The sequence below is a fragment of the Bradyrhizobium sp. McL0616 genome, from assembly GCF_049993385.1.
In the GTDB taxonomy this organism is placed as follows: Bacteria; Pseudomonadota; Alphaproteobacteria; order Rhizobiales; family Xanthobacteraceae; genus Bradyrhizobium.
In genome coordinates, this window is the sequence record NZ_CP188255.1 from 6,906,270 (window position 1) to 6,931,303 (window position 25,034).

Sequence of the window (25,034 nt, forward strand, 5' to 3'; positions counted from 1 at the left end):
GCTCGCGGCTTCCACAACATCATTGCGAGCGCAGCGAAACAATCCAGTCTGTCCCCGCGGCAAGATCCTGGATCGCTTCGCTGCGCTCGCAATGACGGAAGATGGCGCCCAGCCATCGTCCAATAACTACCACTTCAAGTCACAGCATTGACTTCGCGATCTCGTGGCCCGCTCCACCCGTCCCGCTGCTGCCTGTCCAGTGACTTGCATTTTGCAAGTAACTTGCCTAGCTTCCCCGCCATGCAGCCCAAATCCTCCTCCATCCTGGAATGCCCGGTCGGCCGCGCCGTGGAAACGGTTGGTGAATGGTGGAGCATTTTGATCCTGCGGGATGCGTTTCAGGGCTCCACTCGGTTTGACGAGTTCGAGCGCAATCTCGGCATCGCCCCGAACATCCTGTCGCGGCGCCTGTCCCATCTCACCAAGACCGGCATGTTCGTACGCCGCCGCTATCATGAGAGGCCGCCGCGTCACGAATATGTGCTGACAGAGAAGGCGCGGGATTTCTTCCCCGTCATCGCGACGCTGCTCGCCTGGGGCAACAAGCATCTCGCGCCGAAGGGCGAAGCCATCCTGCTGGCGAACCGGGACGATCGTCGCCCGCTCGATCCGGTCGTGGTCGATGCCGCCGACATGCGGCCGATCACGCTCACCAATGCAGTCGTGATCGCAGGTCCCGGCGCGAGCCGCTTGATGCGCCGGCGGCTCGCCTTGCTCAAGGCCATGAACCCGGCGGTTGCGCCGGCTGGAGACTGACATGCGTCGTATTGTCGTGACGGGAATGGGTGCGGTGTCGCCGCTCGGCTGTGGTGTCGAACTGTCCTGGCGCCGGCTGCTCGCGGGCCAGAGCGGACTGCGCCCCCTGCCCGAATGGTCGCAGGCGCTGCCCGCGCGCGTTGGCGGCCTCGTGCCTGAGAAGGCCGCGGATGCGGAAGGAGGATTTGACCCGGCCGAGGCGGCCCCGCCAAAAGATCAGCGCAAGATGGACCGCTTCATCCTGTTTGCGCTGCTCGCCGCCGCAGAGGCGATCGCACAGGCCAAATGGACACCGCAGGATGTGGCGCCGCTGGAACGCACAGCGACGATCATCGCCTCCGGCGTCGGCGGTTTCCCGGCGATGGTGGAAGCGGTGCGTATCACCGACCAGCGCGGCCCGCGCCGGCTATCGCCGTTCACGATTCCCTCGTTCCTCGCCAATCTCGCCGCCGGTCACGTCTCGATCAAATACGGCTACAGGGGACCGCTGGGGACGCCGGTCACGGCCTGCGCCGCCGGCGTCCAGGCGATCGGCGATGCCGCGCGCATGATCCGCGCCGGCGAGGCTGACATCGCGATCTGCGGCGGCTCTGAGGCCTGCATCGATCTCGTCAGCCTCGGCGGCTTCGCCGCGGCACGCGCGCTGTCGAGCTCCTTCAACGACGAGCCAGCATGCGCCTCGCGCCCGTTCGATCGCGACCGCGACGGTTTTGTCATGGGCGAGGGAGCCGGCATGCTGGTGATTGAGGAGCTGGAGCACGCGCTCGCACGAGGCGCCACGCCGATCGCAGAGATCGTCGGATACGGCACCACGGCCGACGCCTATCACATGACGTCAGGCCCGCCCGACGGCGACGGCGCCCGCCGTGCCATGGAGATCGCGCTGCGGCAGGCGAACCTTGCGCCCGCGGATTTGCAGCACCTCAACGCGCATGCGACGTCAACACCGGCCGGCGACGAGAGCGAGCTTGGCGCCATCGCCGCGCTGTTTGGCCGCAACCGTGGCATCGCGGTGAGCGCAACAAAATCGGCCACCGGCCACCTGCTCGGCGCCGCCGGCGGCCTCGAAGCGATCTTCACTGTGCTGGCGCTGCGCGACCAGATCGCGCCACCGACGCTCAATTTTCAGAATCCCGATCCCGGCGCTGATGGCATCGACATCGTCTCAGGCGCAGCGCGGCCGATGGCGATGCAGCACGCTATCTCCAACGGTTTCGGCTTCGGCGGGGTCAATGCCAGCGTGATCTTCCGCCGAATGAGCTAGACGAGAGCACTTGCAATCCGCCAAAGAAGAAAGGGGCCGAAGCCCCTTTCTCAGCGCTTACCACTGATGCCAGTGGTGCCAATGATGCCAGCCATAGCCGCCGGCCCAATGACGGTGGTGCCAGCCGTAACCACCCCAATAATGCGGGTGATAATAGCCGCCGCCGTCATAGTGGCGGTGCCAGCAATGGCCCCATTCGTTGCAGATATAGCCGGAAGGAACGACGCCTGACGCACTGGGGACGTCGATCGGCTGAGCCGATGCGGCCCCGCTGGACAAAGCGACGCCGCCAAGTGCGGCGAGGCCAACAAACGCGGAGACAAGTTTCATGATTTCACCTCCTAACATCTGTTGGAGGCGACGAACGACGAACGCGTTCGGTGCGTTACGAAGGTTTAACGCCGATGAACACGCCTGCGTTGATTAACAAGCCTTGCGCTGGTCTCTGGCCAACGCACGCGGATGATATGTGTCGCATCAGGCCCGGCACGCTTTCCAACTTGTAATGACTTGCCGAGATGTAACGCGCGCGTTTCGAACGGAGCATCGCCGAGAGCCCACCCATTGATGCTGCGATGGAGGGTTCGATGAAGATGATGTCCTGGTCGCGTTATCATCTCCTGCCAAGGTCGTTGTCGCGCGCCATGCGTCGCTGTCGCGCGGCGAAGCTGCTCAAGGCTCGACAACGCTGCCGCGCCACGCAGCCGCCGGCCTCTCGCACCGGCCCGGCTCCGAAGCGCGCATGACCAGCACCTCGCTTGTGGAATGGCCGGCGGCAGGCTACTCCGATCTGACTGTCGTCTTGACCGCGCACCGAAGAGGATCGCCGCACAATGCTCGTCCCGGAGAGCCGCTTCTATGAGTCCCACGGCCTGCGGCTGCATTATGCCGACTGGGGCAATGATGGCGCGCCGGTCCTCATCCTCGTTCATGGCGGCCGCGATCATTGCCGGAGCTGGGACGTCATCGCCCGCGCGTTGCAGCCGTATTTTCACGTGCTCGCGCCCGACCTCCGCGGTCACGGCGATTCCGACTGGACCAAGGGCGGCAGCTACGCCCTGACGGAATATGTGTACGATCTCGCCCAGCTCGTCCGTGCCATCGCAGCGCCTCAAGTGACTCTCATCGGCCATTCGATGGGCGGAATGGTGAGCCTGATCTTTTCAGGATCATTCCCGGAGCAGGTCACGAGGCTGGTCGTCCTCGACGGCGTGACAATGTTGCCGGATTCACCAAAGCCGCCGACTCATGAGCGCATCAGCAAATGGGTCGCACAACTCGACAAGCTACACGACCGCACGCCGCGCCGCTATCCGACCCTCGATGACGCCGCCGCGCAGATGGTGCTTCACAACAAGCGGCTGTCCCGCGACCTCGCGCTGCACCTCGCCACGCACGGCGCGCGCCGAAACGAGGATGGCACTTATAGCTGGAAGTTCGACCCCTACCAGCGCGCCTCCGCGCCGCACCGGCTCTGGCCGGACGATCATGTCGCGCTGTGGTCGCGCATCGCCTGCCCGACGCTGCTGCTCAATGCAGGTGAAAGCTTTCTGGCCGGCGCCCGGGCGGCAGGCCTGGAGCGCTATTTCCCGCAGGCGCGCGTCGAGACCATCTCTGGCGCCGGACACTGGCTGCAGCATGACAAGCCGCAAGAAGTGTTAGATGCAATCCGGCTGTTTCTGGGGCTCGCGGACAGAGGCGCCTAGCTCAACGTCCCCGCATGCACCCACCAGCCGGGGTGATCGCGCCGGATCTTTTCGGCGGCGGCATGCGCCTCAGCCGGCGCACCATAAATCGCAAAGCACGTCGCACCCGAACCTGACATCCGAGCGAGCTTGACGCCGGCGGAGTCACGCAAGGCTGTTAGCACCTCGCCGATCACAGGCTCGATCCGCATGGCAGGCGCTTCGAGGTCGTTGGCCACGGTCTCGAGAACATCGACCCAGTCGGCAATCGACCCGCCCTCTTCCGGCCAAGCAGGAGCATCGAGGACGGAGGTGGCCCCGACCAAGAGCTCGCCATTGCGCAGACCCAGCGCCTGGAACACGTCCTTGGTCGCGACCGGCACGCGCGGATTGACCATGACGCAGGGCATGCGCGGCAGCGCCAGCGGCAACAGCTGCTCGCCGACGCCGGTCATGTCGCAGGCGCGCGAGAAGAGACACACCGGCACGTCGGCGCCGGTGGCCAGCGCCACCTTCTGAAGGCGGGCGTCATCGAGCGGGAGGTTGTTGAGACGCGCCAGCAGCCGCAGCGCCGCCGCCGCGTCGGCCGAGCCGCCGCCAATGCCGGCTGCGACCGGTAACACCTTGTCGAGCGCGAACGCACCGAGCTTCAAATTCGGCACAGCTTCAGCCAATAGCTTAGCCGCCTTGAACACGAGATTGTCGTTGGTGTCACCGCATGCGCCAGCGAGCGGACCGGTGGCGGTGAGCTTCAGCTCGCCACCCGGCTCCAGCGTGAGCCGGTCGGCGCAATCGGCGAACGCGACCACGCTTTCGAGATCATGATAGCCGTCGGCACGACGGCCGACCACGCGAAGGCTCAAATTGACCTTCGCGCGCCCCTCTTCAATCAACGCCGGCATTGGCGATCAACCCCAAAACGCACTCAGAATTAGCCGCCCTTGCCATCGTCCTTCTTCTTGTCCGCCTGCGCGGCCGAAGAGTTCGAATTATCGTCCGCTATGCCATTCGCGATCTTGGCCTCGATCTTCGGCAGATCATCCGGCTCGGGCTTGAGATCGCGGGCGTGCGCCCACTGGAATTTTGCCTCCAGCGTGCGCCCGACGCGCCAATAAGCATCGCCAAGATGGTCGTTGATGGTGGGATCCTCGGGCTTGAGGTCGATCGCGCGCTCGAGGTTCTTCACCGCTTCCTCGTAATTGCCGATGCGGTAATAGGCCCAGCCGAGGGAGTCGACGATGTAGCCGTCGTCGGGACGCTGCTCGACGGCGCGCTTGATCATCTTCATGCCCTCGTCGAGGTTCACGCCCTGGTCGATCCAGGAATAGCCGAGATAGTTGAGGACATGCGGCTGGTCGGGCTGGAGCTCGAGCGCCTTCTTCATGTCGGCTTCGGCCTTGCCCCATTCCTTGGAGCGCTCCTCGCAGATGCCACGATAATAGTACCAGACGCTGTTGGCCTTGTCGTTTCCGGCCGGCAGCACGTCGATGCCTTGCGAATAGGTCGCACCGCAGTCGCCGAACTTCTTGCGGCCGCGCTCGAGATTGCCGAGCGCCATGATGGCTTCGAGGTCTTTGGAATCCTCGCTCACCACGCCCTTGAGGATCTTGATGGCCTCATCGGTGCGGTCGGCTGAATCGAGATCGACGGCGAGCTGGATCTGGGCATTGCGCTTCAAGGGCGACGACGACGGCACGCGCTCATAGACCTTGATCGCCATCTGCGGCCGCTTCACCGATTCATAGAGATCTGCGAGCGAGAGCAGGGCCAGCGGGTGAGTGGGCTGGAGGTAGAGCGAGAGCTGGAGATAGACCAGCGCAAGCTCCTCGCCGCCGCGGCGGGTCAGCGTGGCGCCGATGCCGTAGAGAGCCTCGGCCGCGCCCGCCTGTGCGGAATCAACCAGCGGCGGCATCTTCTTGCCGGCCTTGGTGTCGCGCAGGCCTTCCACGATCAGCGGATGGCGCGCGAGCTTCTTGTCGAAAGCCTCATAAACGGCGGTTGCCGAGGCCGCGTCCTTGTTGCGCGACAGCCAGCGGCCATAGGCCTCGGTGATGCGCAGCATGGAATCGTCGAGCTTGTAGGCGCGCTCGAATCGGGTGCCGGCGTCCTTTTCCTTGCCGGCGAGCTCGAGGATCAAGCCGGCGTGGAGATCCTTGAACAGCGGATACCATTCGGGACCCGCCAGCTTGTCGATGTTGGCGACAGCGCCTTTGGCATCGCCGGCGCCATAGGCCGCCCAGCCTGACAACAGGGTTGCGACCAGATCGGTGATCGGTCCGCGGATCGACTGGTTGATGTTGCTTTGCGCGCTCGGATATTTCTTCAGCTTCAGATCGTGAACGCCGACCACGAGGCGCGCGACGCGATTGGTCTTGTCGATGGTGAGAATGCGTTCGGCGAGCTTGACCGCTTCATCGATGTCGCCGTCGGCAACCGAGGAGATGAAGGCGCGGTCGAGCAGCTCGTTGTTCTTGGGGTCGGTGCGCAGCGCGGAGCGGTAGAAGGCAGCGGCCGAGGTCGCGTCACGCTCGACGCTGGCATGGCGGGCGGCGAGATAGCTGCCGGACGTGGTCAGCGACTTCAGATCGTTTCGGGTCGGAAACTGCGCCGCCGTGTCGGACGGATGATCCGGCGTCTGCGCCTGGACCGCGCCGGGGACCGTCGCGATCGCTGTGCCCATGAGGGCGATGGCGGCAACAGTCCAGCGGTTGAAACGATTTGAAAACATCAGGGCTCGCCTTGAGTTGGTAGTGCCTGGGTTTGAAGCAAAAGGCCGTCTCGCATGCGAACGCGGCCGGCGACACGGGACCCGGAACCGTCAGGGCCGGACAATGCCGCTTTTGGCGCTTCACCGCAAGGATTCGGACCGGACGATCCCCTCCGCACGCCCCAAATCGGTCAAGAGCGCCCCAAGACGATGCTAGTATGGCCTTATCGTGGCCGGGGGCGCCTGCTGTGCCCCTGATCTCACGCGAACGTGCGCAACCATCACCTTTCGTGACGCGAGACGCCCTTACATCGCCTCGTAGTTCGGCCCGCCGCCGCCCTCCGGGGGAACCCAGGTGATGTTGCCGTTAGGGTCCTTCACGTCGCAAGTTTTGCAGTGGACGCAGTTCTGGGCGTTGATCTGGTAACGGGGGCTCGCGCCCTCCTCCACCCACTCATAGACGCCGGCCGGGCAATAGCGATTCGACGGACCTGCGAACACATCATGCTCGGACATCTTCTGGAGGTTCATGTCGGCAACCCGAAGATGGACCGGCTGGTCTTCCTCATGATTGGTGTTGGATAGGAATACTGACGACAGCTTGTCGAACGAGATCTTGCCGTCCGGCTTCGGGTAATTCTTCGGCGCGTGGCTCTTGGCCGGATCGAGCGTGGAGCGATCGGGCTTGGCGTGCGACTGTGTGCCGAACAGCGAGCCGCCGAACAGCGTGTTGCACCACATGTCGAAGCCGCCGAGGGCAACGCCGATCACGGTGCCGAATTTCGACCACAGTGGCTTGACGTTGCGGACCAGGAACAGGTCCTTGCCGACCGACGACGAACGCCACGCGTTCTCATAGTCGACGATCTCGTCATTGGCGCGATCGGCGGCGAGCGCAGCCGCCACATGCTCGGCGGCAAGCATGCCGGTACCCATCGCATTGTGCACGCCCTTGATACGCGGCACGTTGACGAAGCCAGCCGCGCAACCGATCAGCGCACCGCCGGGGAAGCTGAGTTTTGGCACCGACTGGTAGCCGCCCTCAGTGATGGCGCGTGCGCCGTAAGCGAGCCGCTTGGCGCCCTCGAAGGTGCCGCGGATCGACGGATGGGTCTTGAAGCGCTGGAACTCGTCGAACGGCGATAGATACGGGTCGTCGTAATTGAGATGCACGACGAAGCCGACGGCGACGAGATTGTCGTCGTAATGATAGAGGAACGAGCCGCCGCCGGTCTTCAGGTCGAGCGGCCAGCCGAAGGAATGCTGGATCATGCCCTTCTGGTGCTTGGCGGGATCGATCTGCCAGACTTCCTTGAGGCCGATGCCGAACTTCGCCGGCTCGCTCTTGGAGTCCAGGGCGAACTTCGCGATCAGCTGCTTGGTCAGGCTGCCGCGGGCGCCTTCGGCGAACAGCGTGTACTTGCCGAGCAATTCCATGCCTCGGGTAAAGGAATCCTTCGGCTTGCCGTCGCGGCCGATGCCCATGTCGCCGGTGGCGATGCCCTTCACCGCGCCCTGCTCGTCGTAGAGCACTTCGGCCGCGGCAAAGCCCGGATAGATCTCGACGCCGAGCGCCTCGGCTTTCCGCCCCAACCAGCGGCAGACATTGCCGAGCGAGCCGATGTAGCAGTGATGGTTGTTCATCAGCGGCGGCATCATGAAGTTCGGCAGCTTGATCGCGCCACCGCCCGTCATCCAGTAGAAGCGGTCGTCCTTCACCTGCGTCTTCAGCGGACAGTCGGAATCCTCGCGCCAGTCCGGAACGAGCTTGTCGAGCCCGGCCGGGTCGATCACGGCACCGGAGAGAATATGCGCGCCGACCTCGGAGCCCTTCTCCACCACAACGACGTTGAGATCGGCGTTGAGCTGCTTCAGCCGGATCGCGGCCGCCAGGCCCGAGGGGCCAGCGCCGACGATGACGACGTCGAATTCCATGGATTCGCGCGGGGGAAGTTCTTCGGTGCTCATCTGATCTCAGCCCTTGAGACGGTTCCTCGGTCGTTTGCGCTCCCTTGTTTCCGATTTTTCCGGGTAGGACAACCACGGAAATGCGTTCCGCCGGGATGCAAGGCGGCCCAAACTGATATAAAAGCCTGACCTTCCAGATGATCCCCGAACCCGCCCCCACCGTCCGAGAGCTTCTCGCCTTCTATCTGGAGGCGGGGGTCGACTGCGCGCTCGCGGAGGAACCGGTCGACCGGCTGGCTGAGGCGGATGCCCCGCCGCCGGCCCTGCGCGCGGCACCGCCGGTCGAGGCGCCGCGGCCTGTCGCAGCCCCCGCGGTGATACGTGGCGAGGCTGCGCCTGCCCCCGACATTGCGATCGCCTCGGCGCGTGATGCCGCGCGCACCGCGCCGACGCTGGAAACCCTGCGCGAGCTCATGCAGAGCTTCGAGGGCTGCGCGCTAAAGCACACCGCGACGCAGCTGGTGTTCGCCGACGGCAATCCGCAGGCCCGCATCATGTTCGTGGGGGAGGCGCCCGGGCGCGACGAGGACATCGAGGGGCTGCCCTTCGTCGGGCGCAGCGGCAAGCTGCTCGACCTCATGATCGGTGCGATCGGGCTGAACCGCACCACCGCCTACATCGCCAATGTGATTCCGTGGCGTCCGCCGGGCAACCGCACGCCGACGCCGCAGGAGACGCAAGTGTGTCTGCCCTTCATCCAGCGCCATATCGAGCTGGTGAATCCCGACGTGCTGGTTACGCTCGGCAATCCCTCGACGCAGACGCTGCTGTCGACGCGCGAAGGCATCATGCGCACCCGCGGGCGCTGGTTCGACTACGACACCGGTCAGCGCACGATCCGCGCGCTAGCGACGTTCCACCCGGCCTATCTGCTGCGTTCGCCGTCCTACAAGCGGCTGGCCTGGCAAGATCTGCGGGCGATCGCGAAGGTGCTGGCGGGCGCGTAAGGGGCGGAGCGGCCTCTCGGTGGAGGTTACGTCCCCTTCGGCCGCACGATGGCCCAGCCGATGCGCAGCAGCTGCTGACGGCCGGTCACCAGCCATTCGAAGGCGCGCGGCACTTCCGGGACGATGCCGGGAAAGCGCGCGAGGATTTCGGGCGGTGGCGTCCCGGCGGTATCGGAGGCGCGCCAGACCACGACGCCGCCGGTCTCGTTGAACTTGGCCTGATTCACCCAGGGCGTGCGCGCGGGCTCGGCATCGATGAAGAGATGCGGCCGGCCGGAATGCAGCGTGATCAGGCTCGCAAGCTGGCTTTCACCTGCGACCGCGCGCAGTCGATGATTGGTGCGGCGGGCAAAGCTGTCGTCGAAGAAGTCCGAGATCGCGCGCGCCGGCATCGAGGTCGCGATCTCGCCGGTGCCGCTCCAGGGCAGGAACAGCACGGCCAGCACGACTCCGGCGGCGGGCGCCACGACGGCAGCGGCCCACACCGTGCGCAGCATCCGTGCGCGGCGCATCGCGATGAGATCGCCGGCCACCACGACCATTGCGAGGCCCGACATGACCAGCACGACGCCGGCGCCACCGACGACGGCCTCTAACCCGAACAGGCCGGAGATCAGGACCGCGCCGATCAGGGGGGCCAGCGCGAAGAAATAGACGAAGTTGCGCGCAAGCGGCTCGACCGGCGGCCGGTAGATGATCGGCGCGTCCTCGGTCTTGCCGGCAAACAAGCCGGTGTTGAGGAAGGTCAGCACCGGGATCGCCGCTGCGCCGAGCACGAGGCCGCCAAAGAGCCAGGCCGCGTGCAGCGCGCGGGCGTTCAGCTCGGAGAGCTGAGGCAGGGCCGGCAGGACCAGCGTCTCGGCACGAGACAGCCAGACCGCATAGGGCAGCGCCAGCACGGCGACCACGATAAGCGCGAACAGCGGATCGAGCGCACGCAACGTGCGGCGGCCGCCGGCGGTTGCGACCGCGAAGATGAAGAGCAGCGCGAGGAGAAAGATCGCCGCGGGCGTGGTCAGCAGCAGGAGGCCGGCCTCGATCGACCAGGCGAACCAGGCATTGCCACGGCGCTGGCCTATGATTTGCCAGGAATGCAGCAGCAGCAGCGTCCATAGCGGCCGCGCCAGTACCAGCGGGCCGAAGTCGAGCGCCGGCGAGGAGAAGGCCAGCACCGTCATGGTCAGCAGCACCGCGAGCACCGCCTGCTGGGTGCCGACCACGGCGCGTGCGAGGTGATAGAGCGTGATGAAGGTGGCGATCTCGCAGAGCTCGGCCAGGACGTAGACGCCGAACATATGGCCGCCGGCGCCACGATAGGCGATGTCGGCGAGCCAGACCGGCAGCGGCGGGCCCAGATCAGTGCCGACCTGGTATTCACGGCCGAACGCCAGCAGCGTCGCGAGGCTGCCGGGCGGGCTGCGGTAGAACGCCAGCGCCACGAACAGCCACATCGCGGCCTGCAACAGCACGGCGATCCACACGATCAGCCGCGGCCGGGCGCGAATGAGCTCGATAACCAGGGAGGTAAACCGCATGCAACGTCCGAAAGATGCAGCCAACCCGTCCAGCCGGCCCTATTCGCTCACGACTGTTTTGATAAAGGGCGCTTCGCGTCGTGGCAACGACAGTCTGCGCTAGAGGCTGGCTGAAGCATCGATTTCGACGGCCGCTTCCACCTGCACGTCGACCTCGGTGACAACAAACAAGTCCGGCACCGGCTCGACGGTCCAAGGCATGTGCTTGGCGCGGGCGGCGGCGACGGGGGCGAAGAAGGTGCGGTGGTGGACGGTGGGACCGAGGCGGTTCAGCGCGTCGAGGTGCTCCGGGACGCCGTAGCCCTTGTGCTGCTCAAAACCGTATCCGGGGCAGTCCTGCGCCAGCGCGCACATCAGCCGGTCGCGCGTCACCTTCGCGATGATCGAAGCTGCCGCGATCGACAGCACAATGCCGTCGCCGCCGATCACGGCTTCGCAGTCGCAGGCCGTATCGAGCCGGTCGCGGCCGTCGACGAAGACATGGCGCGGCGCCTCGGGCAGTGCCACCACCGCGCGCTTCAATGCCCACAGCGAGGCGCGCAGGATATTGTCGCGGTCGATGCGGGCGCGCGAGGCAACGGCGACCGAGACCTGCGCGGTCGCGCAGATCTTGTCGAACAGTCTTTCGCGTTCCTCGGCCGTCAGCCGCTTGGAATCGTCGATGCCGCGCGGAATGCGGTCGGGATCGAGGATCACGGCAGCAGCCACCACCGGCCCAGCCAGCGGCCCGCGCCCCGCCTCGTCGCAGCCTGCAACCGGCCAGACCCCGCGCTTGATCAGCGCGCGCTCGCGGCGGAAACTCGGCCGGGTGACGGCGATGACGCCTCTGGCCGCCTTCGGCGCTTGCGCGGTCTTACCCCTGGCCTTCTTCGTGGATTTGTCCCGAATCATGGCCGGGATCGTGCGCAAGCCGCCTTGCTTGCGCAACCGGGAACCCCGGACAATTCCCGCTATTCAGGCCGAGGCGTCAGTCCGCCAGATGCACCCGTCGGTCCTCGCCCACCTCGATGCCGGGCGCGACCACGACTTCCCAGGGATGGCCGTCGGGATCGGCAAAATAGCCGGAGTAACCGCCGTAGTCGGTCTCGTGCGCGGCCTTCAGCAGCTTGGCGCCCTTGCCGATGGCGAAGGCCAGCACCGCATTGACCTCGTCGCGCGTTCGGCAGTTCCAGGCGAGCGTCATCCCACGGAAGGCCGATGGCTTCGGCTGATCCGGCAAAGTCGCGTCAGCCGCCAGTTGATCCCAGGGAAACAGGGCAAGCACGGGACCGCCGGTGTCGTAGAACGCAACCGCCTCGCCGGTCGCCTTTAGTCGACGCGAGAAACCGAGAGCGTCATAGAAAGCGATGCTGGCTCGGATGTCGTTCACGCCAAGCGTGATCACCGTGAGCCGCGGCACCGGCGGAGGCAATTCCTTACTCATGACACAACACCTCGTTCGTCCACGCCTCAAAACAGACTGAGCTGATCGCCGTTCCGCTTCGGCCTGGCAAAGTGATCCGTCGTCAGCTTTGCGCGCCGCTTGTTGAGCCCGAGCCTGTCGCAGGCGATCTCGAAGCGGCGGCCGATGGTCCAGGCCATCGGGCCGGTGCCCTTCATGCGCTCGTCCCATTTCGCGTCGTAATCGCGGCCGCCGCGCATGTCGCGGATCAGCGTGAAGACGTGGCGATAGCGGTCCGGATAGTTCGCCATCAGCCATTCGCGGAAGAGATCGCGCACCTCCAGCGGCAGCCGCAGCAGCACATAGGAGGCCTCCTTGACGCCGGCATGGGCCGCCGCATCCAGAATGCGCTCGATCTCGGAATCGTTCAGCGCGGGAATCACGGGCGCCACCATCACGGTGGTCGGAATGCCGGCGTCCGACAGTTGCTTAAGTGCCTCCAGCCGCTTCGGCGGCGTCGACGCTCGCGGCTCCATGGTGCGCGCCAGCTTTGGATCGAGCGACGTCACGGAGATCCCGACCTTGGCGAGATTGCGCTTGGCCATCCGCGCGAGGATGTCGATGTCGCGGGTGACCAGGGCAGACTTGGTGACGATGCCGACGGGATGGCCGGCGCGCTCCAGCACCTCCAGAATGCCGCGCATGATTTTGCGCTCGCGCTCGATCGGCTGATAGGGATCGGTGTTGGTGCCGATTGCGATCATCCGCGGCTCGTAGCCTGAAGCTGCGAGTTCCTTCTCGAGCAGCGCTGGCGCGTCGGGCTTGACGAACAGCTTTGACTCGAAGTCGAGCCCCGGCGACAGGCCGAGATAGGCATGCGTCGGCCGCGCGAAGCAGTAGACGCAGCCGTGCTCGCAGCCGCGATAGGGATTGATCGAGCGGTCGAAGCCGATATCGGGGGAATCGTTGCGGGTGATCACCTTGCGCGAGGTGTCGACGCCGACCGTAGTCTTGAAGGCCGGCAGTTCCTCAAGGCTCTGCCAGCCGTCGTCGAAGGCGACGCGCGCCTCGGCCTCAAAGCGGCCGCTGGCGTTGGATTGCGCGCCCCGCCCTCGCCTGCGCTGTTTGTCGATGGCGACAGCCAGTTCGGGGAAATCAGAAGGCGCACCCGCCGGCTCGGAGGGCGCCGTGACCGGCGGGTGCTTGAGAGCATGAGAGGATGCTGGACTCATGAAGCCAAGATAGCATGCGATCGGAACAAATCAAGAACAAGAATAAAAAACTCGAAAACAACCCCATGCACAGTAGCGCTGCCCAAACTTCGCGCGCCCGGCCTTGACCTCACGCAACACCGCACGCGCCGCGATCCCGTTTGATCCCGAGCAGGATCAATTTTGGGATCGATCGTCCCGGAACACAGTTGGTGACGATCCTTGGTGAAGGTCGGCAGGAACATGACAAATCAACAACAATCGGCCGTCGCGCACAGCGAACTCGATCTCCTCGATCGCTACTGGCGCGCCGCCAACTATCTGTCCGTCGGGCAGATCTATCTTCTGGACAACCCGCTGCTGCGCGAGCCCTTGCGGCCCGAGCACATCAAGCCGCGCCTGCTCGGCCATTGGGGCACGACGCCCGGGCTGAACTTCGTCTACGCCCACCTCAATCGCGTCATCCGCGCGCTGGACCTTGACATGATCTATGTCTGCGGTCCCGGCCATGGCGGCCCCGGCATGGTCGCCAACACCTATCTGGAGGGCAGCTACAGCGAGATCTATCCGACCATCGGGCGCGATGCGGACGGATTGCGCAAATTGTTCAGGCAGTTCTCCTTCCCCGGTGGCATCCCGAGCCACGCCGCGCCGGAGACACCGGGCTCGATCCACGAGGGCGGCGAGCTCGGCTACGCGCTGGTGCACGCCTATGGCGCGGCGCTCGACAATCCCGATTTGATCGTCGCCTGCGTCGTCGGTGACGGCGAGGCGGAGACCGGGCCGCTGGCGGCGTCCTGGCACTCGAACAAGTTCCTCAATCCCGCGCATGACGGCGCAGTGCTGCCGATCCTGCATCTCAACGGCTACAAGATCGCCAACCCGACCGTGCTCGGACGGATGCCCGACGAGGAGATCCGAAACCTGTTCCGCGGGCTTGGCCACGAGCCGCTGTTCGTCGAGGGCGACGATCCCGAATTGATGCACCGGACCATGGCGGATGCGCTCGATGTCGCGCTCGCCAGCATCCGCTCGATCCAGCAGCATGCGCGCGACGGACGAAAGACGGTCGAGCGTCCGCGCTGGCCGATGATCGTGCTGCGCAGCCCCAAGGGCTGGACCGGCCCGAAGGAAGTCGACGGCAAGAAGGTCGAAGGTTTTTGGCGCGCGCATCAGGTTCCCGTCGCGAGCTGCCGCGAAAATCCGGCGCACCTGAAAATTCTCGAGGACTGGATGCGCAGCTACGAGCCCGAAAAGCTGTTTGGTGCGGACGGCGCGCTCATCCCCGAGCTAAGGGCAATGGCCCCCGAAGGCAGCCGCCGCATGGGCGCCAACCCGCATGCCAATGGCGGGCTGTTGAAGAAGGAGCTGAAGTTGCCGGACTTTCGCAGCTTCGCCGTGGACGTGCCGCAGCCCGGCGGCGTCACCGGGGAAGCGACGCGCGAGCTCGGCAAATTTTTGCGCGACGTCATCCGTCTCAATGCAGACGCGCGCAACTTCCGCATCGTGGGTCCGGACGAGACCGCGTCAAACCGGCTCGATGCGGTGTTCGAGGCAACCGAACGCGTCTGGATGGAACCGACCGAACCTTACGACGTCCATCTCGCCCGGGACGGCCGCGTCATGGAGGTGCTGAGCGAGCATCTCTGCCAGGGCTGGCTCGAAGGATATCTGCTCACTGGCCGTCACGGCTTGTTCTCCTGCTACGAGGCCTTCATCCACATCGTGGATTCCATGTTCAACCAGCACGCCAAATGGCTCAAGGTGACGCGGCATTTGCCGTGGCGGCGGCCGATCGCCTCGCTCAACTACCTCCTGACCTCGCATGTCTGGCGGCAGGACCATAATGGCTTCAGCCATCAGGATCCCGGCTTTGTCGACCTCGTTGCCAACAAGAAGGCCGACATCGTCCGCATCTATTTCCCGCCGGACGCCAACACGCTGCTTTGGATCGCCGACCACTGCCTGCGCACTTATGACCGTATCAACGTCATCGTCGCCGGCAAGCAGCCGGCGCCACAATGGTTGTCGATGCAGGACGCCGCCACGCATTGCGACGCCGGCATCGGCATCTGGAATTGGGCCGGTACGGAAGATGCGAATGGCGAGCCCGATGTGGTGATGGCCTGTGCCGGCGACGTGCCGACCCTGGAGACGCTTGCCGCCGTCGACATCCTGCGCAAAGCGCTGCCAGATTTGAAGATCCGCGTCGTCAATGTCGTTGACCTCATGACGCTGCAATCGAAGGAGCAGCATCCACATGGGATCAGCGATCGCGACTTCGACAGCCTGTTCACGCGCGACAAGCCGGTAATCTTCGCCTATCACGGCTATCCCGCCCTGATCCATCGCCTGACTTATAACCGCACCAACCATGCCGGCCTGCATGTCCGCGGCTTTGCCGAGGAGGGCACCACAACGACGCCGTTCGACATGGTCGTGCTCAACGGGCTAGACCGCTATCACCTCGCGATCGAGGCGATCGAACGCGTGCCGGGGCTTGCGACCAGGGCCGCGCAAGTGAAGCAGCAATTCCGCGACATGCTGATCGAGCATTCGCGTTACATCCGCGAGCATGGCGAGGACATGCCTGAGATCCGCGACTGGGTTTGGCCCGGCAAGGCGGGCTGACATCATGCCCGTGTCCGATGCGGTTCTCGTTCTCAACGCCGGCTCGTCCAGCATCAAGTTCGGCCTGTTCGAGATATCGGCGGCCGAGCCTGTCCTGCTCTGCAAGGGCCTGCTTGACGAGCATGAGGCAAAGCCCCGGCTCATGGTGAAAAGCCCTGCGGGCGAGGATCTGTTCGAGAAGCACCGGACTGCGGAGGACACCGACGGCGACCATTTGTTTGCCGACGTGCTGGCCTTCATCGAGGATCGTTTTGGCAGCCTGCGCACGGTGGGACACCGCATCGTTCACGGCGGTCCCAATTATTCAGGCCCGGTCGAATTGACTGAAGATGTCTATGCGAAGCTGGAGGCGCTGACGCCGCTTGCGCCGCTGCATCAGCCGCGCTGCCTGGCGCCGGTGCACGCCATCAGGGGGATGCGGCCCGCGCTGACGCAGATCGCCTGTTTCGACACCGCGTTTCATCATGGCCTGGCGCCGCCCGCAAGCTGCTTCGCCATTCCGAGACGATTTGAAGAGCGCGGCATCCGGCGCTACGGCTTTCATGGGCTCTCCTTTGAATATGTCGCGGGTCGGCTCGCGGAAATCGCGCCCGAGCTCGCGGGCAGGCGCACCGTCATCGCCCATCTCGGCAATGGCGCGAGCCTGTGCGCACTTCACGACGGCCGTAGCGTCGACACCACGATGGGACTGACGCCTCTCGATGGCCTCGTGATGGGCACGCGCTGCGGCACCATCGACCCCGGCGTCCTGCTCTATCTGCAACAGCATGAGAGGATGTCGGTCGAGGACGTCGAGCACCTGCTCTATCACGAGTCAGGCCTGCTCGGGGTCTCCGGCATCTCTGCGGACATGCGCACGCTGCTCGCGAGCGAGGAGACTGCGGCGCAAGAGGCTGTCGATCTCTTCACGTTCCGCGTGGCGCAGGAAGTCGCGGTGATGGCGAACACGCTTGGAGGGATGGACTGCCTGGTCTTCACCGGGGGCATCGGCGAGCACGCCCGGGAGATCCGCAGCGCAATCGGCGAGCGTCTAGGCTGGCTCGGCGTGCGCATGAATGCCGCGGCGAATGACGCGGCGCGCGAGCGCATCGGCGGCGGCGAAAGCGCGGTCGATGTCCTCGTCATTCCGACGAACGAGGAACTGACTATCGCGCGACATTGCGCGGCGGTGCTGCAAGCGATCACGGAATGAAATGCGGCCGGACTTTCCTTCTCCCCTTGTGGAGAAGGTTGGTGCGAAGCGCCGGATGAGGGGTTCTGTCCGCGCGCGCATATGCAAATGAGTGAGCGGAGATAGACCTCTCACCCAATGAGTTCGTGTCTCCTAGCGATGCTGCCCTCTCCCACACGGGGCGAGGGCACAGTCACGCACGCCTCGCTCGCGGAAAAATTCATCCCGCACTAGTGAATGCCAGACAAAATCTGGATGCAGCCGATCACGACCTCGATCACGATCAGCACCACCACCGCGATTTCGAGACGCAGCGAACGCTGGGTGTCGATGATGTCGGTCAGTGCGTTGGCGGTTGCCGACACCGCGGTGAGCTTGCGCTCGAGCGTCTCCAGACGTTCCTTCAGCTCGTACTCGTCTTCGAGACGGCCATAGAGCCGGTCGAGCTCGGGCTTCTCCCAGAGCACATCGGGTTTCTCCGCAACGGCAACGCGGCCGGCCACGCGCTGCTGCACCAGCAGCGCATTGCCGATCAGTTGCAGAATGCTCTTGCGCCGGCGCGGCGTGCGGCCGCGCTCGGCGAGCTTGCGTGCGAAGGGCTCGATGACGTCGAAGACCGCGGCGACGCGCCGCTCGTCGCGTGCCAGCGACGTGCTCTTGGCGAGCGCGTCCGCAACCAGGAGCAACCGGTCGTCGGAGAATTTGGCAAGGTAGATCGGCCCGCCGGGCTGGATCGCCTCAGTGCTTTCATCCTTGCAGAGTTGCGCGTGCGCGATCTCCTCCTCATAGGGGCTGAGCTCGCCGATTACGCGCGGCTTGAGGCTATCGATCAGCACCTTCTCCTCCGAAGGAAGAAGGCCGATCAGCACCACGACGCCGTAACGGAAGACCACGGCAAGGCCGGCATGGACACGGAAGGCGGCTGGCGTCGAGGACACCAGCGGGCCGAGCTCGAGGCCGGAGGCATTGATGCGGTCGCCCAGCATCAGCGCGCGAATCCGCAGGGTTGGCGCGGCGTCCGGCTTCGACAATGCTGGCGCAGAGCCAACGGGAAGTTGATCGGCATTCACGCGAACATCCTGCTTTCGTGTCACCCGGCCTTCTACGGAGCACGCATCGGCGCCGAAACATTCGGCAATACAGCCACCCCGCGCGCGACACATTCGGCTGCGATCAGGGGCCCTGAGTTTACCATCGCACGCCGAAGCACCGGCAGAAAGTTGCACTCGGCAACGCCGCGTGTTTATGACAACATCATAACAAGCTACGCTTCTCCCGAAGTCGCAGACACCGAAGCCTCAATCATGCTGAGCGTCATCATACCGACCGAAGGCGTCGAGCAGACGGCGGTCGCGACTCTGGCCGCACTGGTGCCCGGTGCCGCGGCCGGCATCATCCGGGAAGTGCTGCTGGTCGACGGCACCCGCAACGGGGTCATCGAGCGCGTTGCCGACGTCGCGGGCTGCCGTTTCATCGGCTATGAGGGATCATCGCAAGGCGCCGCGCTGGCCGCCGGTGCACTCCAGGCCCGGTCGCCCTGGCTGATGTTCCTCCCCGCCGGTGCGGTGCTGGAAACCGGCTGGATCGAGGAGACCACCCAATTCATCCAGGCCGTCGCGTCCAGCGGCCGCGATCGTGCCGCCGTGTTCCGATACGCCCGTTCCCCCTACGCAGATACCGGGTTCCGCGACTTCTTGCGCTCCGTGGTGCGCAAGCTCGCAGGTCCCCTGGGAGATCAGGGACTTTTGATCGCGCGTGATCATTACGACCGGATCGGCGGCTATCCGCCCCAGGCCCGCCGTTCCGAGGCGCGGCTGCTGCGGCGGCTTGGCCGCTCCTCACGGACGCTGCTGCGCAGCCGGATCGTCATGGTCGGCTGACATGCATCTAATACTTGCCAAAGTCAAATAATTGTTTGACAATGGCAAGTATCGAGGTGCCCCATGCCATCCAACCCGACGCATTCGACCGACCCATTGGCCAGCGACCAAGTCGCTCAAGATCAGGTCTTTCAAGACCAGGTCTTGGAGGATCAGGTCTCCGAGGACCAGGTTCTGGCGGTTCGCGCCTTCAACCGCTTCTACACCCACAAGCTCGGCGTGCTCGACCAGCAGCTGCTGAAAAGCCCGTTCTCGCTGAGCGAGGCGCGCGTGCTCTACGAACTCGCCCACGGTGGCGAACAAGATGGCGGCGAGCAGTCGGCCAAGGAGATCGGCATCGCGCTCGGGCTCGATGCCGGCTATCTCAGCCGCATCGTGCAGAGCTTTGACGAGGGCGGGCTGATCGCGCGCAAGCCGCTTCCCAGCGATCGCCGGCAGGTCCAGTTGAGCCTGACTGCGAAGGGCCGCCAGGCTTTCGCCAAGCTCGAACGCTTGTCGCAGGACGACGTCGCCGCGATGCTGCGGCCGCTGCCGGGCGAAGATCGCAGGCGTTTGACCGGTGCGATGGAGACGATCGAGCGGCTGCTCGGCCTGCCGCGCACGCCGGCACCGCGCGCAACCTTGCGCGATCCGCGCCCCGGCGACATGGGCTGGGTGGTGCAGAGCCACGGCGCGCTCTATGCCAGCGAATACGGCTTCGACTCCGGCTTCGAGGCGCTGGTCGCCGAGATCGTCGCCAAATACATGACGTCCTACGACGCCTCGCGCGAGCGCTGCTGGATCGCCGACATCGAGGGCCGCCCGGTCGGCTCGGTGTTTCTGGTGAAGGCGAGCGACGACGTCGCCAAGCTGCGCCTGCTAATCCTCGATCCGGCCGCGCGCGGACAGGGCCTCGGCCAGCGGCTCGTCGCCGAATGCGTCGCCTTCGCGCGCGCCTGCGGCTATCGGAGGATGACGCTGTGGACGCAGAGCAATCTGATCGCCGCGCGAAAAATCTACCAGGATGCCGGCTTCAAGCTGACCGCGACCGAGCCGCACCGCAGCTTTGGCCAGAACCTGACCGGCGAAACCTGGGAGCGCGATCTCTGATGCGCCAGCGGCACGAACCCGCGCGCCGTATCACTGGAGAGCTCGTCGATCTCTACAAGCGCCGGGCACGACGACTGCGCGCGGAGGCGTGTCGGAATTTGTGGCTGATGGTGTGGGGTTCGCTGCGGCGGAGGACCTAGTCGAGAACAAGCGCTGCAACACGCGAGATGCGCATTGCCGTGCCCTCGCCCCTTGTGGGAGAGGGCAGCGCCGGAAGTAGACACAAACTCACTTGGGTGAGGGGTTTGTCTCCGCGAGCGCCTGTGTGAGCGGACAGAACCCCTCACCCGGCGCTTCGCGCCACCTTCCCCCACAAGGGGGGAAGGGAAAAGAACACCTGCGTTCGCGACTACACCGTCGCGCCCTGCGCCTTCGCTCTTCGCAAATGCTCGTCCAGCCGCGGCATGATCTCGACGAAATTGCAGGGACGCGTGCGGTAGTCGAGTTGGGCATTGAGGATGCCGTCCCAGCCGTCGCGGCAGGCGCCGGGAGAACCAGGGAGGCAGAAGATGTAGGTCGCGCCCGCAACGCCAGCGGTGGCGCGGCTCTGGATCGTCGAGGTGCCGATCTTGGCATGGCTCAGCATGTGGAACGCGATCGAGAAACCGTCCATGCGCTTCTCGAACAGCGGCTCGATCGCCTCCGGCGTGACATCGCGCCCGGTAAAGCCGGTACCGCCGGTGGTGATGACGACGTCGACACCGGCATCGTCGATCCAGCGCCGGATGACCGCGCGGATCGCCTCGACGTCATCGGTGACGATCTCGCGCGCGGCGAGATGGTGGCCGGCAGCAAGGAGACGATCGGCAAGCGTCTGGCCGGACTTGTCGTCGGCGAGTGCGCGCGTGTCGGAGACCGTGAGCACCGCGATGTTGAGCGGGATGAACTGCTTTGTTTCGTCGATGGACGCCACGACTTCACTCCTGCTTTCCCACCCACCAACGTCATCCCCGAGCGAACGCAAATGCGTTCGTCCGGGGATGACGCTACGACCAGTTTACTACGACCCGCCGCCGAACGTGTTGCAGGCCTGCACCGTGCCCTGCTGATAGCCGGTCATGAACCACTGCTTGCGCTGGGCCGCCGAGCCGTGGGTGAAGGAGTCAGGCACGACGCGGCCCGTCGCCTGGCGCTGCAGCGTGTCGTCGCCGATCGCGCTTGCGGTGGTCAGCGCGGCGTCGATGTCACCGGCCTCCAGGAAGCCCGGACGTTTCTTCTCCTCGCGGTTGACCCAGACGCCGGACAGGCAGTCGGCCTGGAGTTCCACCTTCACCTGAAGCGCGTTCGACTCGGCTTTGCTGCCGGCCTGCTGCTGCAGCCGCGTCACGCGCGGAATGATGCCGAGCAGGTTCTGGATGTGATGACCGGCCTCATGCGCGATGATGTAGGCCGCGGTGAACTTGCAGGCATTGCCGGAGCAGCCGTGGAAGCGCGTCTCGACCTCGCGGAAGAAGCCGGTGTCGAGGAAGATGGTGCGGTCCGGCGGGCAATAGAACGGGCCCATCGCCGACTGCGCCATGCCGCAGCGGCCGCCATTGGTGGCGTTGCGGAACAGCACGATCTTGGGACCGGTGTAGGACTGGCCGCTGGCCTGGAAGATTTCGCTCCAGCGATCGTCGATCTCGCCGAGCACGCCGGCAATCATGCTGCCCATCTCGTCGGTCGGCGCGCCGCGTTTGGCGGTCGAGGACGACTGGCGATCGGTCTGGTAGCTCGGCGCCTGGCCGCCGCCCGTGAGGATCTCGGCGCCGCCGATCAGGATGCGCGGATCGATGCCGAAGGCGTAGCCGATCAGGCCGAGCACGATGACGGTGCCGATGCCGAGCCCGCCGCCGCCCATGGGAAGACCGAACCCGCCGCCGCCTCCACCGCCGCCACCATCATCGCCGCGACGATCCTCGACGTCGTCGCTGCGGCGGAAATCATCGTATCGCATGGTGGCTTCCCTCGGGTCGTCGATTGCTTGGCAGGGGCACGCAGAAACGCGAAAAGCTCAACGCGCCACACACGTAAAATTTCCATTGTGTTAATCAATATCCCGCTCGGCAAATATTGCCTAGTCCGACAGCGTGCGACGTCAGCAATTTTTTCCGGGGTCACTGCAATTTTTTCCGAGAGAAATTTGGAGTCTTTTGGAGCCTCGGCCGCTCCCGCACCGCGAAGAAATACGAAATACACCGTAAAACATAGCGAATGTGCGCAACCAAACTCGCGCAACGCACGATGCGACGCCTGCTCACAAAAACAGCGGGTTAAGTCGATTTTTACTTTGCCGCTTCATTGTAACGGTCAGTCGGTTGTTTGGTCCCGCGTCGCCGACAGCGTCGCCTGAGTCAGAGTTCTTGAGTCATGGTAGTGTCGCGTCGCGGGGCGTCTGCAAGGGCGCCCCGCACAAATTTTGAGTCCGCCTCGCATCGCATCATCCTCGGTGATTGCGTCGCCGAGATGTCGAAGCTTCAGGCAGGTTCGGTCGATCTGGTGTTCGCAGATCCGCCCTACAACCTCCAGCTCAAGGGCGATCTCAAGCGCCCCGACGAATCCCATGTCGATGCCGTCAACGACGACTGGGACAAGTTCGAATCGTTTTCCGCCTATGACGATTTCACCCGTGCCTGGCTGCTCGCCGCGCGCGCTGCGATGAAGCCGTCGGCGACGATCTGGGTGATCGGCTCCTATCACAACATCTTCCGGGTCGGCGCGATCATGCAGGACCTCGGCTTCTGGCTGCTGAACGACATCGTCTGGCGAAAGACCAATCCGATGCCGAATTTCCGCGGCCGCCGCTTCACCAACGCGCACGAGACCATGATCTGGGCCGCCCGCGACGAGAAGGCCAAGGGCTACACGTTCAATTACGAAGCGCTGAAGGCTGCGAACGAGGACGTGCAGGCACGTTCCGACTGGCTGATCCCGCTGTGCACCGGCGAGGAACGCCTCAAGGGCGCTGATGGCAAGAAGGTTCATCCCACGCAGAAGCCGGAAGGCCTGCTCGCGCGCGTGCTGCTGTCATCGTCGAAGCCCGGCGATCTCGTGATCGATCCCTTCAACGGCACCGGCACCACCGGTGCTGTCGCAAAACGTCTCGGCCGCTCCTATATCGGCTTCGAGCGCGACAAGACCTATGCCAAGGCTGCGGAGGCCCGCATCGCCGCGGTCGAGCCGCTGCCGGAAGCAAGCCTCGCCCCGTTCATGACCGCGCGCGAAGCGCCGCGGGTCGCATTCTCCGAGCTGATCGAGCGTGGCATGATCATGCCCGGGACGAAATTGTTCGACGCCAAGAAGAAGCTCGGCGCGCTGGTCCGTGCCGACGGCGCCATCATGCTCGGCGACAAGGTCGGCTCGATCCACCGCATCGGCGCGGTGGCGCAAGGCGCGCAAGCCTGCAACGGCTGGACCTTCTGGCACATCGAGACCAAGAAGGGCCTCAAGCTGATCGACGAACTCCGCGCCGAGATCCGCGCCGGCATGGCGGCGGGGTAGCGCTCCGCTCCATCGTCATTCCGGCGCGCCAGCAAGGCGAGCGAGCCCGGAATGACGAGGGGTGGTTGAACGCGATCGCCGTCAGCACTAGATTTGACCGATCAGTCCTCGCCCGATCGGTCCGCCCCCATGCGACGACAGTCCGAGACATTGCTGCTGGTGCCACTGCTGCCGATCTTCCTGGTCGGCATGTTTCCGATGTTCCTGATCGCCCTGCTGGGATTTTTCGGTCTGGCCCTGTTCGGCGTGCTCGTGGTCTGTGTCGGGCTCGCCAGCAGCAACGAGGCGCACGACGCCTTCAATCACGACGTCATCGTTCACGGCTATGCGCGGGGAACCGAGCGCGCCACCCAGGCGTCCAACATGCGCTTGGCCGCGCGGCTGGGGCTGCGGCTGGAGGCCGTCGGCGCTGCCATGATCGTCGCGTCGGGGATCGGCCTGTTCTACGTCGGCTGACCTGCGCGGGGCGCAGGTACCGCACGGCAAACTCGCCGGTTGCGCCCCCGGACCAGGTTCAGGCAAGAGAAGGCCGCCTGCGGCACGACGCTGCGTTCGTTCTCTAAAAAGTGGATTGGGGAGATAAACATGCTCAAATTCTATTTCAACGGATCGCCGAACCCGACCAAGGTTGCGCTTTATCTCGAAGAGAGCGGTCTCGCTTTCGAGCCGGTGAAGATCGACACCCGCAAGGGCGAGCAGTTCACGCCGGACTATCTGAAGGTCAATCCGAACGGCAAGGTGCCGGCGATCGACGATGGCGGCACCATTGTTTTCGATAGCAACGCCATCCTGCTCTATCTCGCCGAGAAGACCGGCAAATTCCTGCCCGCCGCCGCCGTTCGCGGCGAGACGCTGTCCTGGCTGATGTTCATTGCCACCGGCGTCGGGCCGTATTCGGGTCAGGCCGTGCACTTCAAGCACTTCTCGCCCAAAGACCAGGCCTACGCGCACAACCGCTACCAGTTCGAGGGCCACCGCCATTACCAGATCCTCGACGATCATCTCGCCAAGCACCGCTACATGGTCGGCGACAGCTACTCCATCGTCGACATGGACCTGTGGGGCTGGGCGCGCATGGCCGCCTTCGTGCTCGGCGAGGATGCACCGAGCAAATATCCGAACGTGAAGCGGCTGGTCGATGAGATCACCGCACGCCCGGCGGCGGCGCGCGCGATCGCGCTGAAGGACAAGTTCACCTTCAAGGCCGAGATGGACGACGAGGCCCGCGGCAACATGTTCAAGCACATGACGACGAAGGTCGCCTGATCAACCCACGCCGTTATTCGAGGCCACGCGCATGCGCGTGGCCTTTTTGCTTTTGAGACGCTC

The 25,034-nt window shown here is 64.8% G+C and carries 22 protein-coding genes; 11 read left to right on the top strand and 11 right to left on the bottom strand.

Annotated elements, in window-relative coordinates; all coding sequences use genetic code 11:
* The first annotated feature begins 240 nt into the window (after positions 1 to 240).
* Positions 241 to 756, top strand: coding sequence for a winged helix-turn-helix transcriptional regulator (locus tag ACPPVR_RS33215; RefSeq protein WP_426610736.1), 516 nt, complete (start codon positions 241 to 243; stop codon positions 754 to 756).
* 1 nt (position 757) lies between these two features.
* Positions 758 to 2,020, top strand: a complete 1,263-nt coding sequence (fabF, locus tag ACPPVR_RS33220; protein WP_426610737.1) for a beta-ketoacyl-ACP synthase II — start codon at positions 758 to 760, stop codon at positions 2,018 to 2,020.
* 57 nt (positions 2,021 to 2,077) lie between these two features.
* Here the strand turns inward: fabF and ACPPVR_RS33225 are convergent, their stop codons facing one another.
* Complete coding sequence (locus tag ACPPVR_RS33225) at positions 2,078 to 2,350, bottom strand: hypothetical protein (protein WP_426610738.1); 273 nt, start codon at positions 2,348 to 2,350, stop codon at positions 2,078 to 2,080.
* Positions 2,351 to 2,853: 503 nt separating this feature from the next.
* On the opposite strand from ACPPVR_RS33225, the gene ACPPVR_RS33230 reads away from it, so the two are divergent.
* Entirely contained in the window at positions 2,854 to 3,726 is an 873-nt protein-coding gene (locus ACPPVR_RS33230; RefSeq protein WP_426610739.1) for an alpha/beta fold hydrolase, read from the top strand.
* Here the strand turns inward: ACPPVR_RS33230 and ACPPVR_RS33235 are convergent.
* The 3 genes from ACPPVR_RS33235 to ACPPVR_RS33245 all read right to left on the bottom strand — a co-directional run bounded on the left by ACPPVR_RS33235 (position 3,723) and on the right by ACPPVR_RS33245 (position 8,380).
* Positions 3,723 to 4,607, bottom strand: a complete 885-nt coding sequence (locus tag ACPPVR_RS33235; RefSeq protein ID WP_426610740.1) for a 4-(cytidine 5'-diphospho)-2-C-methyl-D-erythritol kinase — start codon at positions 4,605 to 4,607, stop codon at positions 3,723 to 3,725. The genes ACPPVR_RS33230 and ACPPVR_RS33235 overlap by 4 nt on opposite strands.
* A gap of 29 nt (positions 4,608 to 4,636) precedes the next feature.
* Positions 4,637 to 6,433 carry a tetratricopeptide repeat protein gene (locus ACPPVR_RS33240; RefSeq protein ID WP_426610741.1) on the bottom strand — a complete coding sequence of 599 codons (1,797 nt, stop codon included), beginning with the start codon at positions 6,431 to 6,433 and terminating at the stop codon, positions 4,637 to 4,639.
* A 285-nt stretch (positions 6,434 to 6,718) separates the two neighbouring features.
* Complete coding sequence (locus ACPPVR_RS33245; RefSeq protein WP_426610742.1) at positions 6,719 to 8,380, bottom strand: electron transfer flavoprotein-ubiquinone oxidoreductase; 1,662 nt, start codon at positions 8,378 to 8,380, stop codon at positions 6,719 to 6,721.
* Between the two features lie 137 nt (positions 8,381 to 8,517).
* Between ACPPVR_RS33245 and ACPPVR_RS33250 the strand changes: the two genes are divergently transcribed.
* The gene (locus ACPPVR_RS33250; protein WP_426610743.1) at positions 8,518 to 9,327 is read left to right on the top strand and encodes a uracil-DNA glycosylase; all 810 of its coding nucleotides are present in this window, start codon (positions 8,518 to 8,520) and stop codon (positions 9,325 to 9,327) included.
* A 26-nt stretch (positions 9,328 to 9,353) separates the two neighbouring features.
* Here ACPPVR_RS33250 and ACPPVR_RS33255 read toward each other — a convergent pair whose 3' ends face one another.
* The 4 genes from ACPPVR_RS33255 to ACPPVR_RS33270 all read right to left on the bottom strand — a co-directional run bounded on the left by ACPPVR_RS33255 (position 9,354) and on the right by ACPPVR_RS33270 (position 13,475).
* On the bottom strand, positions 9,354 to 10,862 hold the full coding sequence (locus ACPPVR_RS33255; RefSeq protein ID WP_426610744.1) for a glycosyltransferase family 39 protein: 1,509 nt from the start codon (positions 10,860 to 10,862) through the stop codon (positions 9,354 to 9,356).
* A gap of 99 nt (positions 10,863 to 10,961) precedes the next feature.
* Entirely contained in the window at positions 10,962 to 11,753 is a 792-nt protein-coding gene (locus tag ACPPVR_RS33260) for a ribonuclease HII (protein WP_426610745.1), read from the bottom strand.
* A gap of 76 nt (positions 11,754 to 11,829) precedes the next feature.
* Positions 11,830 to 12,285 (bottom strand): VOC family protein, encoded by a 456-nt coding sequence (locus ACPPVR_RS33265; protein ID WP_426610746.1) that lies wholly within the window; start codon positions 12,283 to 12,285, stop codon positions 11,830 to 11,832.
* Positions 12,286 to 12,311: 26 nt separating this feature from the next.
* Positions 12,312 to 13,475, bottom strand: a complete 1,164-nt coding sequence (locus ACPPVR_RS33270) for a PA0069 family radical SAM protein (RefSeq protein ID WP_426610747.1) — start codon at positions 13,473 to 13,475, stop codon at positions 12,312 to 12,314.
* Between the two features lie 222 nt (positions 13,476 to 13,697).
* On the opposite strand from ACPPVR_RS33270, the gene ACPPVR_RS33275 reads away from it, so the two are divergent.
* Together ACPPVR_RS33275 and ACPPVR_RS33280 are read left to right on the top strand one after the other, a co-directional pair.
* A complete protein-coding gene (locus ACPPVR_RS33275) occupies positions 13,698 to 16,085 on the top strand; it encodes a phosphoketolase family protein (RefSeq protein WP_426610748.1) in 2,388 nt (795 codons plus the stop codon).
* Positions 16,086 to 16,089: 4 nt separating this feature from the next.
* Positions 16,090 to 17,277 (top strand): acetate/propionate family kinase, encoded by a 1,188-nt coding sequence (locus tag ACPPVR_RS33280; protein ID WP_426610749.1) that lies wholly within the window; start codon positions 16,090 to 16,092, stop codon positions 17,275 to 17,277.
* Positions 17,278 to 17,486: 209 nt separating this feature from the next.
* Here the strand turns inward: ACPPVR_RS33280 and ACPPVR_RS33285 are convergent, their stop codons facing one another.
* Entirely contained in the window at positions 17,487 to 18,326 is an 840-nt protein-coding gene (locus ACPPVR_RS33285; protein WP_426610750.1) for an RMD1 family protein, read from the bottom strand.
* A 234-nt stretch (positions 18,327 to 18,560) separates the two neighbouring features.
* Here ACPPVR_RS33285 and ACPPVR_RS33290 point away from each other — a divergent pair, with 234 nt between their 5' ends.
* Positions 18,561 to 19,136 (top strand): glycosyl transferase, encoded by a 576-nt coding sequence (locus tag ACPPVR_RS33290; RefSeq protein ID WP_426610751.1) that lies wholly within the window; start codon positions 18,561 to 18,563, stop codon positions 19,134 to 19,136.
* A gap of 63 nt (positions 19,137 to 19,199) precedes the next feature.
* A complete protein-coding gene (locus ACPPVR_RS33295; protein WP_426610752.1) occupies positions 19,200 to 20,225 on the top strand; it encodes a bifunctional helix-turn-helix transcriptional regulator/GNAT family N-acetyltransferase in 1,026 nt (341 codons plus the stop codon).
* Positions 20,226 to 20,574: 349 nt separating this feature from the next.
* Here ACPPVR_RS33295 and moaB read toward each other — a convergent pair whose 3' ends face one another.
* Both moaB and ypfJ read right to left on the bottom strand, forming a co-directional pair.
* Complete coding sequence (moaB, locus tag ACPPVR_RS33300) at positions 20,575 to 21,138, bottom strand: molybdenum cofactor biosynthesis protein B (RefSeq protein ID WP_426610753.1); 564 nt, start codon at positions 21,136 to 21,138, stop codon at positions 20,575 to 20,577.
* A gap of 87 nt (positions 21,139 to 21,225) precedes the next feature.
* Complete coding sequence (ypfJ, locus tag ACPPVR_RS33305; protein WP_426610754.1) at positions 21,226 to 22,161, bottom strand: KPN_02809 family neutral zinc metallopeptidase; 936 nt, start codon at positions 22,159 to 22,161, stop codon at positions 21,226 to 21,228.
* Positions 22,162 to 22,574: 413 nt separating this feature from the next.
* On the opposite strand from ypfJ, the gene ACPPVR_RS33310 reads away from it, so the two are divergent.
* From ACPPVR_RS33310 to ACPPVR_RS33320, 3 genes are all read left to right on the top strand, one after another.
* Positions 22,575 to 23,705 (top strand): site-specific DNA-methyltransferase, encoded by a 1,131-nt coding sequence (locus ACPPVR_RS33310; protein WP_426610755.1) that lies wholly within the window; start codon positions 22,575 to 22,577, stop codon positions 23,703 to 23,705.
* 129 nt (positions 23,706 to 23,834) lie between these two features.
* Positions 23,835 to 24,161: a hypothetical protein gene (locus tag ACPPVR_RS33315; RefSeq protein ID WP_426610756.1), complete on the top strand. Its 327-nt coding sequence runs from the start codon at positions 23,835 to 23,837 to the stop codon at positions 24,159 to 24,161.
* A gap of 129 nt (positions 24,162 to 24,290) precedes the next feature.
* Complete coding sequence (locus ACPPVR_RS33320) at positions 24,291 to 24,971, top strand: glutathione S-transferase family protein (RefSeq protein ID WP_426610757.1); 681 nt, start codon at positions 24,291 to 24,293, stop codon at positions 24,969 to 24,971.
* Positions 24,972 to 25,034: the final 63 nt, after the last annotated feature.

Coding starts and splice junctions, on each gene's coding strand:
- ACPPVR_RS33215 (WP_426610736.1), top strand. CDS start 241: ATGCAGCCCAAATCCTCCTCCATCCTGGAATGCCCGGTCGGCCGCGCC.
- fabF (WP_426610737.1), top strand. CDS start 758: ATGCGTCGTATTGTCGTGACGGGAATGGGTGCGGTGTCGCCGCTCGGC.
- ACPPVR_RS33225 (WP_426610738.1), bottom strand. CDS start 2,350: ATGAAACTTGTCTCCGCGTTTGTTGGCCTCGCCGCACTTGGCGGCGTC.
- ACPPVR_RS33230 (WP_426610739.1), top strand. CDS start 2,854: ATGCTCGTCCCGGAGAGCCGCTTCTATGAGTCCCACGGCCTGCGGCTG.
- ACPPVR_RS33235 (WP_426610740.1), bottom strand. CDS start 4,607: ATGCCGGCGTTGATTGAAGAGGGGCGCGCGAAGGTCAATTTGAGCCTT.
- ACPPVR_RS33240 (WP_426610741.1), bottom strand. CDS start 6,433: ATGTTTTCAAATCGTTTCAACCGCTGGACTGTTGCCGCCATCGCCCTC.
- ACPPVR_RS33245 (WP_426610742.1), bottom strand. CDS start 8,380: ATGAGCACCGAAGAACTTCCCCCGCGCGAATCCATGGAATTCGACGTC.
- ACPPVR_RS33250 (WP_426610743.1), top strand. CDS start 8,518: ATGATCCCCGAACCCGCCCCCACCGTCCGAGAGCTTCTCGCCTTCTAT.
- ACPPVR_RS33255 (WP_426610744.1), bottom strand. CDS start 10,862: ATGCGGTTTACCTCCCTGGTTATCGAGCTCATTCGCGCCCGGCCGCGG.
- ACPPVR_RS33260 (WP_426610745.1), bottom strand. CDS start 11,753: ATGATTCGGGACAAATCCACGAAGAAGGCCAGGGGTAAGACCGCGCAA.
- ACPPVR_RS33265 (WP_426610746.1), bottom strand. CDS start 12,285: ATGAGTAAGGAATTGCCTCCGCCGGTGCCGCGGCTCACGGTGATCACG.
- ACPPVR_RS33270 (WP_426610747.1), bottom strand. CDS start 13,475: ATGAGTCCAGCATCCTCTCATGCTCTCAAGCACCCGCCGGTCACGGCG.
- ACPPVR_RS33275 (WP_426610748.1), top strand. CDS start 13,698: ATGACAAATCAACAACAATCGGCCGTCGCGCACAGCGAACTCGATCTC.
- ACPPVR_RS33280 (WP_426610749.1), top strand. CDS start 16,090: ATGCCCGTGTCCGATGCGGTTCTCGTTCTCAACGCCGGCTCGTCCAGC.
- ACPPVR_RS33290 (WP_426610751.1), top strand. CDS start 18,561: ATGCTGAGCGTCATCATACCGACCGAAGGCGTCGAGCAGACGGCGGTC.
- ACPPVR_RS33295 (WP_426610752.1), top strand. CDS start 19,200: ATGCCATCCAACCCGACGCATTCGACCGACCCATTGGCCAGCGACCAA.
- ypfJ (WP_426610754.1), bottom strand. CDS start 22,161: ATGCGATACGATGATTTCCGCCGCAGCGACGACGTCGAGGATCGTCGC.
- ACPPVR_RS33310 (WP_426610755.1), top strand. CDS start 22,575: ATGGTAGTGTCGCGTCGCGGGGCGTCTGCAAGGGCGCCCCGCACAAAT.
- ACPPVR_RS33315 (WP_426610756.1), top strand. CDS start 23,835: ATGCGACGACAGTCCGAGACATTGCTGCTGGTGCCACTGCTGCCGATC.
- ACPPVR_RS33320 (WP_426610757.1), top strand. CDS start 24,291: ATGCTCAAATTCTATTTCAACGGATCGCCGAACCCGACCAAGGTTGCG.